Origin of the sequence: Chryseobacterium sp. PvR013, assembly GCF_017833095.1 — a bacterium.
In the GTDB taxonomy this organism is placed as follows: domain Bacteria; phylum Bacteroidota; class Bacteroidia; order Flavobacteriales; family Weeksellaceae; genus Chryseobacterium; species Chryseobacterium culicis_A.
The window spans coordinates 2,156,156-2,170,247 of sequence record NZ_JAFIBT010000001.1 but is presented as its reverse complement, the minus strand read 5'-3'; the positions used below and the strand labels follow the sequence as shown (position 1 = coordinate 2,170,247).

The 14,092-nt window shown below is 35.4% G+C and carries 28 protein-coding genes; 20 read left to right on the top strand and 8 right to left on the bottom strand.

Going from position 1 to position 14,092, the window contains the following annotated elements; translation table 11 throughout:
* Window positions 1-126: 126 nt before the first annotated feature.
* From JOE44_RS09625 to JOE44_RS09580, 10 genes are all read left to right on the top strand, one after another.
* The gene (locus tag JOE44_RS09625; RefSeq protein ID WP_209785401.1) at window positions 127-675 is read left to right on the top strand and encodes a terminase small subunit; all 549 of its coding nucleotides are present in this window, start codon (window positions 127-129) and stop codon (window positions 673-675) included.
* Entirely contained in the window at window positions 653-2,005 is a 1,353-nt protein-coding gene (locus JOE44_RS09620; RefSeq protein ID WP_209785400.1) for a PBSX family phage terminase large subunit, read from the top strand. Before JOE44_RS09625 ends, JOE44_RS09620 begins: the two co-directional genes overlap by 23 nt.
* 15 nt (window positions 2,006-2,020) lie before the next feature.
* Window positions 2,021-3,355: a phage portal protein gene (locus JOE44_RS09615; RefSeq protein WP_209785399.1), complete on the top strand. Its 1,335-nt coding sequence runs from the start codon at window positions 2,021-2,023 to the stop codon at window positions 3,353-3,355.
* Complete coding sequence (locus tag JOE44_RS09610) at window positions 3,352-3,720, top strand: hypothetical protein (protein WP_209785398.1); 369 nt, start codon at window positions 3,352-3,354, stop codon at window positions 3,718-3,720. Before JOE44_RS09615 ends, JOE44_RS09610 begins: the two co-directional genes overlap by 4 nt.
* On the top strand, window positions 3,710-4,138 hold the full coding sequence (locus JOE44_RS09605; RefSeq protein ID WP_209785397.1) for a hypothetical protein: 429 nt from the start codon (window positions 3,710-3,712) through the stop codon (window positions 4,136-4,138). Before JOE44_RS09610 ends, JOE44_RS09605 begins: the two co-directional genes overlap by 11 nt.
* Window positions 4,116-5,153, top strand: coding sequence for a hypothetical protein (locus tag JOE44_RS09600; protein ID WP_209785396.1), 1,038 nt, complete (start codon window positions 4,116-4,118; stop codon window positions 5,151-5,153). The genes JOE44_RS09605 and JOE44_RS09600 overlap by 23 nt, the downstream gene beginning before the upstream one ends.
* A 138-nt stretch (window positions 5,154-5,291) precedes the next feature.
* A complete protein-coding gene (locus tag JOE44_RS09595) occupies window positions 5,292-5,594 on the top strand; it encodes a hypothetical protein (RefSeq protein WP_209785395.1) in 303 nt (100 codons plus the stop codon).
* A complete protein-coding gene (locus JOE44_RS09590; RefSeq protein WP_209785394.1) occupies window positions 5,595-5,993 on the top strand; it encodes a hypothetical protein in 399 nt (132 codons plus the stop codon). It abuts the gene before it with no gap.
* A gap of 87 nt (window positions 5,994-6,080) precedes the next feature.
* Window positions 6,081-6,272: a hypothetical protein gene (locus JOE44_RS09585; RefSeq protein WP_209785393.1), complete on the top strand. Its 192-nt coding sequence runs from the start codon at window positions 6,081-6,083 to the stop codon at window positions 6,270-6,272.
* A gap of 53 nt (window positions 6,273-6,325) precedes the next feature.
* The gene (locus JOE44_RS09580; protein WP_209785392.1) at window positions 6,326-7,045 is read left to right on the top strand and encodes a hypothetical protein; all 720 of its coding nucleotides are present in this window, start codon (window positions 6,326-6,328) and stop codon (window positions 7,043-7,045) included.
* A gap of 14 nt (window positions 7,046-7,059) precedes the next feature.
* Here JOE44_RS09580 and JOE44_RS09575 read toward each other — a convergent pair whose 3' ends face one another.
* Genes JOE44_RS09575 through JOE44_RS09540 form a run of 8 tightly spaced genes read right to left on the bottom strand, consistent with a single transcriptional unit; the run spans window position 7,060 to window position 9,036 of the window.
* Window positions 7,060-7,278: a hypothetical protein gene (locus tag JOE44_RS09575; protein WP_209785391.1), complete on the bottom strand. Its 219-nt coding sequence runs from the start codon at window positions 7,276-7,278 to the stop codon at window positions 7,060-7,062.
* A 20-nt stretch (window positions 7,279-7,298) separates the two neighbouring features.
* Window positions 7,299-7,523 carry a hypothetical protein gene (locus tag JOE44_RS09570; RefSeq protein WP_209785390.1) on the bottom strand — a complete coding sequence of 75 codons (225 nt, stop codon included), beginning with the start codon at window positions 7,521-7,523 and terminating at the stop codon, window positions 7,299-7,301.
* A 3-nt stretch (window positions 7,524-7,526) separates the two neighbouring features.
* Window positions 7,527-7,844: a hypothetical protein gene (locus tag JOE44_RS09565; RefSeq protein ID WP_209785389.1), complete on the bottom strand. Its 318-nt coding sequence runs from the start codon at window positions 7,842-7,844 to the stop codon at window positions 7,527-7,529.
* A 1-nt stretch (window position 7,845) separates the two neighbouring features.
* Entirely contained in the window at window positions 7,846-8,151 is a 306-nt protein-coding gene (locus JOE44_RS09560; protein ID WP_209785388.1) for a hypothetical protein, read from the bottom strand.
* A complete protein-coding gene (locus tag JOE44_RS09555) occupies window positions 8,141-8,383 on the bottom strand; it encodes a hypothetical protein (protein WP_209785387.1) in 243 nt (80 codons plus the stop codon). The genes JOE44_RS09560 and JOE44_RS09555 overlap by 11 nt, the downstream gene beginning before the upstream one ends.
* A 14-nt stretch (window positions 8,384-8,397) precedes the next feature.
* Window positions 8,398-8,604 (bottom strand): hypothetical protein, encoded by a 207-nt coding sequence (locus JOE44_RS09550; RefSeq protein ID WP_209785386.1) that lies wholly within the window; start codon window positions 8,602-8,604, stop codon window positions 8,398-8,400.
* On the bottom strand, window positions 8,591-8,860 hold the full coding sequence (locus JOE44_RS09545; RefSeq protein WP_209785385.1) for a hypothetical protein: 270 nt from the start codon (window positions 8,858-8,860) through the stop codon (window positions 8,591-8,593). Before JOE44_RS09545 ends, JOE44_RS09550 begins: the two co-directional genes overlap by 14 nt.
* Window positions 8,845-9,036, bottom strand: coding sequence for a hypothetical protein (locus JOE44_RS09540; protein ID WP_209785384.1), 192 nt, complete (start codon window positions 9,034-9,036; stop codon window positions 8,845-8,847). Before JOE44_RS09540 ends, JOE44_RS09545 begins: the two co-directional genes overlap by 16 nt.
* Window positions 9,037-9,236: 200 nt before the next feature.
* Between JOE44_RS09540 and JOE44_RS09535 the strand changes: the two genes are divergently transcribed.
* From JOE44_RS09535 to JOE44_RS25265, 10 genes are all read left to right on the top strand, one after another.
* Complete coding sequence (locus JOE44_RS09535) at window positions 9,237-9,830, top strand: hypothetical protein (RefSeq protein WP_209785383.1); 594 nt, start codon at window positions 9,237-9,239, stop codon at window positions 9,828-9,830.
* 17 nt (window positions 9,831-9,847) lie between these two features.
* Window positions 9,848-10,189: a hypothetical protein gene (locus JOE44_RS09530; protein ID WP_209785382.1), complete on the top strand. Its 342-nt coding sequence runs from the start codon at window positions 9,848-9,850 to the stop codon at window positions 10,187-10,189.
* 10 nt (window positions 10,190-10,199) lie between these two features.
* Window positions 10,200-11,285, top strand: coding sequence for a major capsid protein (locus JOE44_RS09525; RefSeq protein ID WP_209785381.1), 1,086 nt, complete (start codon window positions 10,200-10,202; stop codon window positions 11,283-11,285).
* A gap of 5 nt (window positions 11,286-11,290) precedes the next feature.
* Window positions 11,291-11,614: a DUF6706 family protein gene (locus JOE44_RS09520; protein WP_209785380.1), complete on the top strand. Its 324-nt coding sequence runs from the start codon at window positions 11,291-11,293 to the stop codon at window positions 11,612-11,614.
* Window positions 11,615-11,938, top strand: coding sequence for a hypothetical protein (locus JOE44_RS09515; protein ID WP_209785379.1), 324 nt, complete (start codon window positions 11,615-11,617; stop codon window positions 11,936-11,938). It abuts the gene before it with no gap.
* The gene (locus JOE44_RS09510) at window positions 11,929-12,378 is read left to right on the top strand and encodes a hypothetical protein (protein WP_209785378.1); all 450 of its coding nucleotides are present in this window, start codon (window positions 11,929-11,931) and stop codon (window positions 12,376-12,378) included. Before JOE44_RS09515 ends, JOE44_RS09510 begins: the two co-directional genes overlap by 10 nt.
* Window positions 12,375-12,782: a hypothetical protein gene (locus tag JOE44_RS09505; protein WP_209785377.1), complete on the top strand. Its 408-nt coding sequence runs from the start codon at window positions 12,375-12,377 to the stop codon at window positions 12,780-12,782. Before JOE44_RS09510 ends, JOE44_RS09505 begins: the two co-directional genes overlap by 4 nt.
* Before the next feature lie 11 nt (window positions 12,783-12,793).
* Window positions 12,794-13,303, top strand: a complete 510-nt coding sequence (locus tag JOE44_RS09500) for a hypothetical protein (RefSeq protein ID WP_079242592.1) — start codon at window positions 12,794-12,796, stop codon at window positions 13,301-13,303.
* Between the two features lie 64 nt (window positions 13,304-13,367).
* Window positions 13,368-13,862, top strand: a complete 495-nt coding sequence (locus JOE44_RS09495; RefSeq protein ID WP_209785376.1) for a hypothetical protein — start codon at window positions 13,368-13,370, stop codon at window positions 13,860-13,862.
* Between the two features lie 95 nt (window positions 13,863-13,957).
* A complete protein-coding gene (locus JOE44_RS25265; protein ID WP_280893989.1) occupies window positions 13,958-14,092 on the top strand; it encodes a hypothetical protein in 135 nt (44 codons plus the stop codon).

The window sequence follows — 14,092 nt, the reverse complement described above, 5'->3', positions numbered from 1 at the left end:
AAAGAGAGTACGAAAGCCGAATTCGAGCAATTAAAAACCTGGAAAAAATGAAGAGGATAGAAAGCACGTGGTGCCGTGTTGGCGTGTGTATGTTGAGAGGGGAAATATTAACTAGTTTTAAACCGAATGATGGAGGGAAGAGACGATAAAGGAAAGTTTACTGAAGGGAATCAGATCTCAGTCGGAAACGAAGGGGGAAGGCCTGCGTTGTTTACTGAACCAGCATTGCTTGAAGAAAAGACTTTAGAATATTTTGAATGGTGTAAAGGCGAATTCATTATTGAGCATAAAGTAACTTCAAAAACAACAGGTAAAGGAAAGACCCAGGTAACAACAACAGAAAGTGAACCTGTCCAAATTTGGGTTCGATGGCCTGAAAAACCAAGCATTACCGGATTAGCTATATATCTAGGATTTGAAAGCCGACAATCGCTTTATGACTACTTAGAAAAGCCGGAGTTTTCTTACTACATAAAAAAAGCTCTTCTGCATGTTGAGAATACATACGAAAAAGGCTTGTGGGATGGTAAGGTTGTGGGACCTGTTTTTGCTCTTAAAAATATGGGGTGGACGGATAAGTCAGAAACCAAACTTACTGGCGATTCAGATAATCCAATTGAAATAAAAGAACAGACAAAAATCATTTTTACACGTGGTTTTGGAGATTCCAAATAAGTTTGAGCCATTATTCGAATGGTTGCAATATAAAAGAGGTGGTAAGGATGAAACTAAACCGCCTTTTTCCGTCGCTATACTTACCGGTGGAAGGAACTCTTTCAAATCCTTTACGGCGTCTGTCATGCTTGCTGAAGCAGTATCATCATATAGCCATAGAATACTGTATACCAGGTACACGATGACATCTACAGAAGACTCGGTAATTCCAGAATTCAAGGAAAAGCTTGATCTTCTCAATTATGGTAATCGTTTCAACATTAACAAAGACCGGATTATTTATAAAGAAGAAGAAAAGGAAGAGTCAGAAACTACGCCAAAGGTAGTATTTAAAGGTATCAAGACTTCTGCCGGAAATCAAACTGCAAATCTTAAATCTCTAAAAGGATTTTCAATATTTGTATTGGAAGAGGCTGAGGAGATGCCATCTTTTTCAGAATGGGATAAGATCCGGAAGTCCATTAGGGCTAAAGACGTTTTCAATCTTTGTATTCTGATTCTAAACCCTACTACTAAGGAGCATTGGGTACATAAAGAATTTTTTGAAGAGAGAGGTATTCCTGATGGATGGAATGGTATTAAAGATGGTGTTTGCTATATCCATACAACCTATAAGGATGGGCAAAGAGATTGGACGGCTGATCACATAATGGAAGACTTCGAGAAAACAGAAGAGGCGTATCATCAATATTTATCGACTCCTATTAAAGAAAGAGATGCATTACCAGAAAAAATAAAGAAATGGTATAACTACTTTGCGCATTCTGTACTTGGTGGCTGGCTTGACAAAGCGGAAGGTGTTGTATTTACTGATTGGGTTATTGGTCCATATCAAGAGATTAATTCAACGCTTCACGGCCAGGATTTCGGTTTTTCAGTTGATCCTACAACCTTGGTTAGTGCCTCGATTGATAAGGTACGGAAAAAGATTTATCTACGGGAGGAATTGTATAAAACACATCTAACCACTACGGATATTTACGAAGCAAATAAAAGAGTCGCTGGTACACGGAAAGTCTACGCTGATTCTGCAGAACCTAGATTGATAGAAGAGCTTAGAAAACGAGGGAATAATATCGAAGCTGTAGAGAAAGGACCAGGGAGTGTGTCCGCTGGAATAGCTTTAATGCAAGACTTTCAATTGGTCATTGATCCCGGAAGTATAAACCTTATCAAAGAACTGAACAACTATGTTTGGAGTGATAAAAAATCAGGAGTTCCAGTTGATGCATATAACCATCTTATTGACGCTTGTCGGTATGCCTGTTACAAAGAATTAAAAACAACACGAAATGTCGATCTTAAAAAGCTCGGCAGAATGTTAGGATAATAAAAATTACTATATATGGATTTGAATGGATTAGATGCAGAGGAAATAGTAAAGAAGCTGGATAAATTAAGACCAAACACGGATTATTTATCTAAAGCTGTTCTGCAGTACAATGTGGAAACCCATGAGATTTTCACCAACAAAACAAAATACCCGGATAAGCTGATTGAAACCGGAGAAGGAACAGTCTCACAGCCTATTAACAGAATTGGTTTTGCTATCCAGCAGATGATTGTTGATAAGATCGTTGCTTTTGGTTTTGGTAAGCCTGTTACTTATGTGCCGACTGATACAACCGTCTGGAGTTTGGTTCAGTCGGTTTTAGATCAGAATAAAAGTATTTCACTCAATCGCAATGCAGCACGAGAAGTTTATGGCGCTACAAAAACAGCTGAGATTTGGTACTTAACGCCTGAAGCTGATAGGTTGAGGTATAAGCTATTAAAACCGACAGAAGGCGATGTGTTTTACCCTGTTTATGAAAACGGAGACATGGTTGCCTTTGTTCGTGAGATTACTGTTAAAGATGAAAACGATAAGGAAGTTGAATATCGAGAGATTTATACAGCTGAAGAAAAGATTGTCCTAAAAAAGGAATCGCAATGGATTGAAGAAAGCCGAGATAGAAACATCATTGGTAAAATTCCCGTTGTATACGGCTCCCAAAAGAAAACCGAATGGGATATTGTCCAGCCTCTGATCGAACGTCTCGAAGAACTTGCTTCCGGTCACGCTGAAATTAACGATTACCATGTTGCGCCAAAGATCAAGGCCAAAGGAGAGATAAATGGATTTGCTAAAAAAGGTGAGAAAGGAGCAATTTTCGAAATGGAGAAAGACGGCGAACTTGACTATATGACCTGGAACAATAATACCGACTCTTATAAACTTGAATTCGATAACCTTTGGAATATTATATTCAAACTTACTCAAACCCCTGACATTTCTTTCGACAAGCTTAAATCAATGGGTGCTATTTCAGGTGTTGCTGCACAATATTACTTCATGGATATTCACTTGAAAGTTGAAATGAAGCGGGAAATATGGGATGATTATCTGGCGAGACGTATTAATATCATCAAAGCTTTTCTTGTAAATGTACTTAGTACCAAAGATGCTAAAAAACTGCAAGAACTTGAAGTTGATATTGTTTACAACCCTTACATGATAAATGACATGAAAGAAAAGATCAGCTATTTAATGGATGCGACGGGTGGACAGGCTATTATGTCAGTTGAAACAGCAATGCGAAATCTTGGTATTGATGATCCGGTTGAAGAAATGAAGAGAATTCGTGACGAAAACCAGTATTCAGCGGAAACAGAGAATTCTAATACGTTCGGGGTATGAAAAAGAAAACTATAAAAATTCCGATTTACTTTGGTGATTTAACCATTATTCATTCTGATGGATGGGAGGAAGTTAATAAGAAATATGAAAAACAAAGTGATTGGTCTTCACCTCTTGACAATGGTTACGAAGCATGTGTATTTCCAGCACATTACAAAAGTGGATATACTCAATATGTCGCAGCTTTTAAGAGAATTCCAAAAGGATCAACTATAGCTCATGAATGTGTTCATCTGGTTAATCATGTTTTCCAAGATAGAGGATTGATTCTTGATATGTACAATGATGAAACACAGGCTTATTTAACAGGATGGTTTTTTGATCAAATAGAAAAATTCTTTAACAATATTGAAAATGGAAAGTAATAAATCAGGTTTTGAACCGAAAAATATTTGGATTGCTCGAAGAAAAAAGCAATTGAGATCAGCAATAATAGATCTGCTTAATCAGTATCATGAGGTGCCGAAAGAATGGATTGATGAATATAATAATCATACCATAATGTCTGGTAGCATTATAGATACGATAATAATTATTAAAGAATCTTCAACCAACTGCTACGAAGTTCAATTCGGAAATGGCAAATCGGGATCAATAGTATACAGTGAATTAGACTATGAATTTCAATTGTTTGAAGCGACGAGCGAGGTTGAGCAAGTTATACTTTGCAGAAATAAAGTGGGACTAACCAAGGATAAATCTTTTGTCCAAACAATGATCGATTGGTTAACAAGTATTGGGTTTATAGTTGACGTAGATAATGGACTTCGACAAACAACATAGAAAAAGAGTAGAGCAGTACTTAAGACGAGTTGAAAAGCTTTTTAATGACCTTGTAGAAAGTATTGTTTTTTCATCCCTTCCATCAACTTTAAAGGAGGGGCTTTTTCAGTTTCGTAAATATCCAAAGATTACAAAGTATATCGAAGATGTTTTTAATCAGTTCAACTCGGATTTGCGTGAATTGATAACGGTTTCAACAGCTTACTCTTGGAATATTGGAGATTTGAAGAATGACGCTTTAAAACTTGCGACACTCAATAGTATTTCTGGTAAAATTCCTGCGAACATACTAAATAAACTCAAAGAAGCTCCTATGCCTCGTAATGCTGAAGCTTTAAAGGCGTTTCAAGAGCGTAAGATCGGTAAATTTACCATTTCGGACAGAGTATGGTCAATTACCCAGAACACAAAGAAAGAACTGGAATTTGCACTTGATTTGGGACTGTCAGAGGGTAAGAGCGCTCAGCAATTAGCCAGGGAAATTAAAAAGTACCTGAGAGAACCTGACAGGCTATATAGAAGGGTCCGGGATAAGCATGGAAACCTGACTTTGAGTAAAAACGCTAAGGCCTACAAGCCGGGACAAGGCGTATATCGTAGTAGCATGGCTAATGCCGTCCGTTTGACCAAAGAGGAAAACAATCTTGCTTATCGAGAATCTGATCAGTTACGTATTATGCAGAACAATGATATAGTGGGCTATCAAATTCAGCTGAGCAATGCTCATAAAATCGTAGACATCTGTGACGATCTTAAAGGTTTCTATCCTAAAAGCTTCATTTGGAAAGGCTGGCATATCGGATGCATGTGTCAGCGGTTCACGGTCCGAAAAACAGACAAGGAAATCATTGATGAAATAAATAAAGGGCTTAATTTACCGCCGGAAAGATCTGAGAATTATATTTCTGATGTTCCAGAACAATTCAAAACATACATGGAAGAAAATAAGGCAAAAATGGAAGGTTGGAAAACTCAGCCGTCTTTTATGGTGGATAATAAAGCTTATATCAAATAGAAGTGTTAAATTTGCACTGTCGTTGCAGGTGGTTTTCTACTTGCTTCAGTAAAAAATGAATAAAGTGATTACATTAAGTTGTGGTCACTTTTTTAATTGATTTACGTACCTTTACTATTAAGTTCAAAAATATAAATAATGTATTCTGTTTACGAAACAAAATTAGATAAAGCCAGAGAAGAAATTGCTGATTTAGTTCACAAAATAATTTCCGCTTCTAGAATGAATTATTCAATAGAAGATTATAGTAAATTCAAAGATGAATTTATTAGACTCAAAAAAGAATACGCTGAAGGGCTTAAAGAAGAATTAAGTGTTGAAAGTGATGAAATCACAAAAAGAAACTTTACTAGACTTCAGGAATTCTATAAGAAAAATATCGCTGACATCGACAACACACATTTAAGAACATTAGAATCATCTAAAATATATTTTAAGTAGATGATCTCACACCATGAACACAAACTATATGATGAATTAACGGAAGGATGTAATTTTATGCCACTTCCGGACAAGCTTTTAACAATGGTTGAAAACTGCAACCTTACGGGAGTAATTCACCCGGAATTCCCGTTTATCTGCTATCATTTTCATTCGTATTCATACACGAAGCATCAATATGAAATGCTATGTAATTTTCATGTGAAATTGCTTAATAAAGTTCAGCAGCATAAAATGTTATCAGATAACGTGGCAAATACATTAATCGTTCTACGTGAACCGTTAGCGCATTCGGGACAGCTAGAATACGAAGCTAAAAACATCGCTTACTGGAAAGACATCGTGGAAAACACTCCTGAAATAAGATTTAGATCAGAATTTATTAAATATTTGGGTTAAAATTATTTAACAAATGCTTCCGTAAGTAAAAGAAATTTATTATATTAGAGCTAGTGACGATTTTGTCTCGAAATAAATATCTAGTAAATGGAAAAATTGATTTATGATTATATAAAGGATATAATCGATGCGGAAGGGAGAGAGAGCTTTCCATATGATGAAATTGAAAATATGTTTCATTTTAATTTTAAACAATTTCAAAGCTTGGCAAAAAAAGCAAGAGATTATGACCTTCGGGCGAGGGTTACAAAAGATACAATTTTCTTCTTTAATATTTAACAATTATAACCTTCTTAAATTGAAGGTTTTTTTATATTTGCTAAAATTAACCAATGAATAGAATTAAATTTAAATCATTTAATGAGGTTAAAGATTTTTATAGAGTCAAAACTTCACAAACATTTAGTAATACATTAAGAAGAAAAAGTCTGGATGTTGACACAATAAAGCATGACGATATAAATACATTAAAGTCTAAATTAGATGAAATTAATTTATTATTAGATGATAAAGATTTTATAAAAAGCAAAACATTTGAATTTAGCTCTTGGGAAGACTTTGAAATTATTGACGAGCAAATAAGTCCAACTACTCTTAATTATAGTATTACTAGTTACTTAAATGCGCACAAGCAATTTATAATAGAACGAATTAATCAATTGGAGCAGGCGTCAGCAGTCGAGACCATTAAGGATCTAGTAGAAGAGTTGCCTGAAAATGAAATTAAAAGCAACATTAAGACAGAGATTGAAGAACTGCAAACAAAGAATGCAGAACTACAGAATAATAGAGCTCTTGAGAGGGAGAGGGTTCAGGAGGAGATCGAGTTTGACAAGCATAAAGCTGAAATGTTTGAGAAACGCTCTAATGTATTTCTAAAATTTATTGATAGGGAGTCAATGGCGTCGATTGTAGGTTCACTCTTGCTTTTATTGATGGGAATATGTTTACTAGTTATGATGTTTCTTCAAATAGAGCCAATTAAAATTGTGGAAAGTGCTTTTCTTCTAATACTTGGATATTTTTTCGGACACTCTAAAAGCAATAAATAAAACAGCTGCAAGTATCAATTATTTATTTTAGACTGCAAAAACTTATTGTGTTCATCCAATATATCTAGTACGTTTTCTTTTGTTTTTATCTTGTCTCCGTTTTTCATTGAAACTGTAAAATACATTTCATCGATGCTTGCCAGATAATCAGAAGTTATTGATGAAATCTCTCTAACATCTAACATCGTTGTACTTGCGCCATCTTTTATAATGATAAAATAGTCTTTATTCATATTTATTATTTATTTCAAAGTTAACTTTTTTTCTTGTTAAAAACCGGATAGCGTTCATCGTTGTAATCTGGCTCTGTTTTTCCTCCTGGTTTTGGGTTTAAATATTTTACCTCAATATGCATCGGAATATCAGTCACATCAAAATTATTCAAATACTCTTGAAGGTCTTCTTCGTTATCAAATACAGCCTCTGTATCTCTATCGGCAAAATCGCCAATTATAAGCATATAGATTTTCTTTTCCATATTTTAGTTTTTAATTGTTAACTCTTTTCCTTTAAGTGCGAAAAATAGGTTTTGGAGTTGGTGGACGTATTTAATCACAGTTTTTTCATCAAGTAAACCAGATCCCCATTGTGAATCAAATCCGTTAAACTCTATTTGTAGTCCTTCAAGTCTAAAACATGGATAGTCAAGTACTTTTATAAAGCCAAACTTCAGCAGCCATTCCTCAGTTAATGGGATGGGTAATGCGTTTACCTCAGTACCTAGATTGAGACTTACTATATTTCTTACAAATCCATTGTATTCAACAAAATTTCCAATTCTCAGTTCACTTGCTTCCATATTAATTCCTTTGCACTTTTTTTAACATAATTCTATCGGAAAGATCTTTCATTTTATAACCAAGGGTATTAACTTTATGCGAAGACATAAAACCAATCTTTTCACTAAAATCAAATACCGTCTTTTCGAAGTTCTCAATTTTTCCCGGAAACCCCAATTGTTTTAAACGCATTATGTCATCAGGCCCTAATCCGTTTTTCTTAATCTGCTCTTTCACTTGAATCAGTTCTAGGAATTCACATCCCAAAGCAAGCGAAATTTCCATCAGTCTTCCGTTAAGTTCATATTCATTCATTTTAAATGACATTAAGTTCAACTATTTTAAGCCATTTTTGAGGAGAATCATTCACTAATAACCAGTCATTTTTTAATTTTAATTGAACTGGCTCAAGCAAAACCTCTTCCTCTAAATCAATTCTTATTTTTTCAATCAAAGCTAATTTATCAGATGATACCCAATTGTTATATATACTATATTCTCTTTCAAATGGTAAATTATATGATTTTACAATAAATAACTTACTAAGTGCTTCTTCCATTTGTTGGCTCATAATTAATTCAAATTTATAACATAATAAAGAATAATCGTTTTGTCAAGTATATGCCTATTTATAATTATCCATAAGTAGCCAATTGCCTTATATGCTTGCAGTGCTTCTCTATAATCATCCATAGCTTTCTTCCCAATCGCTGCCATCTTATCTCTTTGATCTTGGTTTAACCCATCGAATCTTTCGCTTGCCCCATCATCCATTTCCATACTCTAGTTCACTATTAATTTTTACGAGTTCATAGTAGATGTAGTACCCATTATCTCCTACCTGAGCATAAGCTTCATTCTTTATTTTATCAAAAATTTCAGAAGCTTTTTCTTCACCAGCTAACTTTATTAGCTTTTGTTTTTGAACATCAATTTTATCAGCTTTTTTAATTTGTTCCAATAATCCTGGGCAATAACCCATAATTGGATCCAAAGCAATTGAGTTGCTAATAACGTTTCTCACCTTCTCATCCATTCCAAAACCTTTTGAGTGTCAAATAATAATTTCTTTTTTCGTTTCCTTCCTTCATAGCCTCCTATGATAAGTTCATCAGGATAATATTGACAGCGTAGAAGCGCATAGACTTCTTTCTGTCCCTTTCCCGTTACCTCGCAAAACTCCGATAAATCCATTGTGATTTTTTGAACCATGGATAGTCTGTTAAATGCTATCAAAAGTTCGTTAAGTGTCATATCCGACGTTCTCATACTTCCCAAATCTCCCCTCATAAAAATAATACCGTGGTTATAATAGTAAAATTACGGAATAGTGTATAGAAAACCAACAAATGCTATTGAAAATAAACGTTTTACGGACGAAATTTACGGTAATTAATAATAAACCTTTTAATATGACAAGAGAAACTATAATTGAAAAGCTGAGAAACAAGTATGCAAACTTGGGTCTTGGTGACGATATTTTAGGGTCGCAAGCAGATTTAATTTTAACCGGAAGTCCAACTGATGAAACAATTGATGGAGTAGTCGATGGCGTAGGGGGATTATTAAAATCTATTCAATCAAGCTTGGATAAGGCGAGGCAAAAGCCGGATCCTGAAAAGCCTAAACCAGTTACGCAGCCAAACCCGAATCCAGAACCTAAACCAGGTAATCCAGATCAAACTTTGGCTGAGCAGGTTAAGGCACTTACGCAGTCAGTTCAGGCCTTAGTAACCAAAACAGCCACCGACGACAAAAAAGGAAATCTTGTAAAAGCACTTGCTGCGAAAAACATTCCGGAAAAGTACTACAACAAGTTTTTGACAACCGTCGATTATGGAGAAGGCTACTCTGAAGAAGACACAGTAAAATCTATGGAGACTGAATTTGAGGAATTCAAACAAGCTTTTGCAACAGAAGGGGCTAAAGGAGGTAATCCACCTATCGGAACCGGAGGAACGGAACAGCAGGGCCAAGCGTTGAAAGACATTGAAAGGTTAGCTTAAAAACAAACAGACAAAAAATGAGCAAATTAGGATTTAAGAGAACGGAAGTAGCAGGGGATAAAACAATCTTTGCTCACGTTTTGGAAACCGCTTTAGGTGGATTCGCTTTAGATATTACCGGGCTTACAAAAGGAGATAAAATTGTTGCAGGGACGGCTTTTTCATATGATGAAGCTACAAGACTTGCAAAACCGGACTCCGTAAACCCCAAAGGGTTACTGTATGAAGATGTTGTTATTGACGATAATACTTCTGTTGATATTGTTTTAAGAGGAACTGTTTATGCTAGGAGAATTCCGGCTCTTACAGATGCTTTAAAAGCTAAGATGGCTCAAATCATTTTCTCTCAATCTAAATAATTAACAAAGTATGAGCGTAATAAAATCAGTATTCGGTGAGTATGCAACAGATGGGGCATTACAATTAATCATCGATAAAAGAATGGATAAATTCAAAACTAGAGAATTTACCAAGTATCTGACATGGGATACTCCGCAGGTTGACCTATCATTCAAAGATGTTATCGGCAGCACCAAATTTGATACAATTGCATCTGTAGTAGGAGAAGATTCTACTTCACCAGTTAGAAGTCGTGCGGGGCTTGGAACTTTCCAGGGAGCTATACCTACTATTTCTCATAAATACTTAATGAAGAAATCTGACTATAGAAATTACGTCACTCTTCAAAATATGGGAAATGTAGATGATGATTCCAAAAAAAAGCAAATCATTGATCTTATTTTTAATGATATTCAATTTGCAGCTAATGGTTGTACAGGAAGACTTGATGTAATGTTTTTACAAGGTCTTTCTACTGGTATGATTGATCTTTCCGCAACAGGGAATCCAGACGGCGTTGCTTATGGACAAATTCCGGTAGGTCTTCCTACTGAGAACGTAATTGAAACATCTAAAGTGTGGTCTGATTCTACAGCAACGCCTCTTGATGATTTTGAGGCTGTCACAGACGCTGCGCAAAGTAAAGGTAATGATGCGTTTGAAAAAATGATAATGACCCGTACAACTTTCAATAAGCTGAAAAACAGTACTCAAATTCAGAATATTTTCAAAAATACTGTTGGTAAGGTTCCAGTACTAGTGACGTTAGATAATCTAAATGAGTATCTAAAATCAAATGGCCTTCCTGTGATTGAATTGCAAACATCATTATTTAACATTGAAGAAGATGGGGTCACAAGAGCATTCAGAGCTTTTGCGGATGATGTAATTGTATTCGTACCGGCAGGAAATTTAGGAAAGGTGAAGAATGCGCTTGTTGTAGAAGGTGATCTTACAAAAGTAAGTGGGCATTCTTATGCAAATGTTGATAAAGTTAAGATTGCTAAATGGTCAGAAACGGAACCATTCAACGAATTTACAAGAGGAGAATTGCTTGCTATTCCTTCTTTAACTGCAATTGATGCTGTTTATCATTTGAAACTTAAAACAGCCTAAGATAAATGAAAGTTAGGGATTATTTGTCAGCAAATCTTGAGTTATGGTCGGTTGAAGTGTCCGATTCGCTTATTGATGCAGAATTGATTAATGTAGGATTGAATGGCGACTCTGAATACGAACCCGAATTAGAAGTAAAAACTAATACGTTGTTTTACAATTTAATCCCTAAGCTTTTATTATCTCCAAAAAGAGTTTCAGAAGGGCAGTTTACAATCGAATATGATAAAGATGTAATGCTTGCATATTACCGTATGATTGCTGACCAGTTAGGGCTTCCAAACAACCTGGAAAGAAACAGAATTCGTGATCGTTCAAATCTTTGGTAAATGGCAATTCAATATCCATATAAACTAGAAGTATTTGTCAAAACAGATGCTGTTAAAGACGAAAACGGAAACTGGATTCCCGGATCTGAAGAATGGAAGGACTTCGGTAAGTGTCGTGATGAAGATAGCCTTTCAAGTACCAAAACTATTTCAAATGATCAGATTAAGTATGAATATACCTGGTTGATTCAGTGTCCTAAAAAACTAAAACCTATTGATGTAGGTTCAAGCATAAGGGTAATAGGATCAAAAGGAGAAACAAGGCTTGAAGGAGAAGTTTTAAGAGTAAAATACGATCAATTTCACAGCAGAATATGGGTGTAAGAGCAAATTTCAACATGCCTGGTCTAAACCAATATATCAATGATGCTTTGGATGCAAAAATTCAGAACATCATTAGAATTATGCGGGTTGTTGGTGAAGATGCTGTTAACGAAGCCAGGTCTTATGCAAAACAGAATGACTGGCAAGACGTCAGTGGAAATCTAAGATCATCTATCGGATATGTTATCACTCTGAATGGTAGTATAGTAGGACAAGACTTTGAAAAAATTCAGGGTCCGCAACCAACAACAAAAGATGGTAAAAAAATAGGTTATGATTTGGCGATTGATATTGCTAAAGCTCTTCCGGAAATAGCATTGGTTATTGTTGCGGGAATGAACTATGCATCAACAGTTGAAAGTAGAGGGCGTAATGTCCTTACCAGTGCAGAACTCAAAGCTAAATTAAAACTCAATCAATTTCTAAATAGTATACGGTGAGAAATTCAGTAATAGAGGCCAAACAGTGGATTTATAATGAGTTGAAAAATGGAGGTGTTGGTTCTATTATCACAGGAGATCTATATAAAGACTTTAGACCGGCCGGAAGTACCAAGGAGGATATTGTCGTGAATGCAATCATTCTCAACAGTACTTTTTTCCAGACCGGTGCATTCAACGTGAATTGCTATGTGCCTTACCTAAAAGTAAAGATCAACGCCATAGATCAAAACGTTCCAAACGAAATTCGTCTAAAAGCTGTTTCCGACAAAGTAAAACCAATTCTGGAAAGAAAATTCACTGACAAATACAATGTTGATATAGAGTTTGAGCAAACCATTATGGATGGTAACGATTGCTATATCAATTTCAGACTAAAATTAAACGCATTTAATAATAATTAAAATTCAATAAAATGGCAGGACAGATTAACAATGGTGTAGCGAAAATTGAATTAGCACCAGTTGCATCAGACGGGGGAATGGGCACCGTCTTTAAAAAATTAGGGGAAACCATGCTTGGGACATTAAAAATCAATATGGAAGATGGTACTACTACCGATTTCAATGTTGAAGAATATGATGATCCAATTTTTACAAGGACTACTAAAGGAGCAATGTCATTTGATTTTGATGTTGCCAATCCGGATGCCGACACCTTGGTTGAGGTTGGAGCCGGAACAAAAGATGCTGACGGAAACTACATTCCACCAATCGGAAATGTTACCGTAGAAAGATCTTTAAAAATTACGCCAGAAATAGGGTTTGGGTTTGATGTGGTAAGAACACTTATTACTTACAAATTCACCACTGATATGGGTAAAGACAACTTGCTGGGTGTTTCAGTAAATGCAAAGGTTCTCAGACCTACTAAAGAAAATACACCTTCGTTTGAATTGGTGAAATACCCGATTCCGACACCTTAATATTTTTCTTTTCAGCGCACTTGCTTAGGTGGGTGCGCTTTTTTTAACTACAAAATTTACAATTATGGAAGAAGAGAGAATATTAAGCGAAGAGGAAAGGATAATTGCAGAAGAAAAGGAGCTGAAGGTTTTAAATAGCGTTGGATTTACTGTTAAAACCAAGTTTTGGGGCAAAGAGTTGATCTGGAAGGTAAATAAAATCCCATTGAAAGTAATGTTTGCTCAAAGCTATAGGTTTTTTAAGCTGAAAATAAGCCAGGAGAAACAGGAAAATGATGATTTCCAAGAAATACTGAATTCACAGTTTAATTCAGTTGCAGATAACGCAAAACTATGCGCTGAAATCATTGCAATTACAATTCTTGGAACGAAATGGAACAACTGGCTTTTCCGAAAGCTTTTAACTGAACATATTTTCAGCAACATCAATTCAAGAGAATTACTTGAATTTACACAAAACGTTCTTTCACTGAACGATTACCAGTCTTTTACGATCTCTACCACATTACTAAGCGCAGTAAGAGTGACGAATCCGATGAAGGTAGAGAAAACGGCCTAAAAACTATTTACGGCCTATGTGGTCAACTATGTCACCACTTTGGATGGACACTCGATTATTTACTAGAAGAGGTGGACTATGCTTTTTTACAAAGAATGCTTATTGATGCCCCTTCATATGATTACGATAAAGATGAAGATGTGAAAAAAGAATCCAAAAAAGGAAAAACCTTCAATTATTCAGAGTTAACCCAGGAGGATTTTTTATCGCAGTTGGAGCAATATAAATAA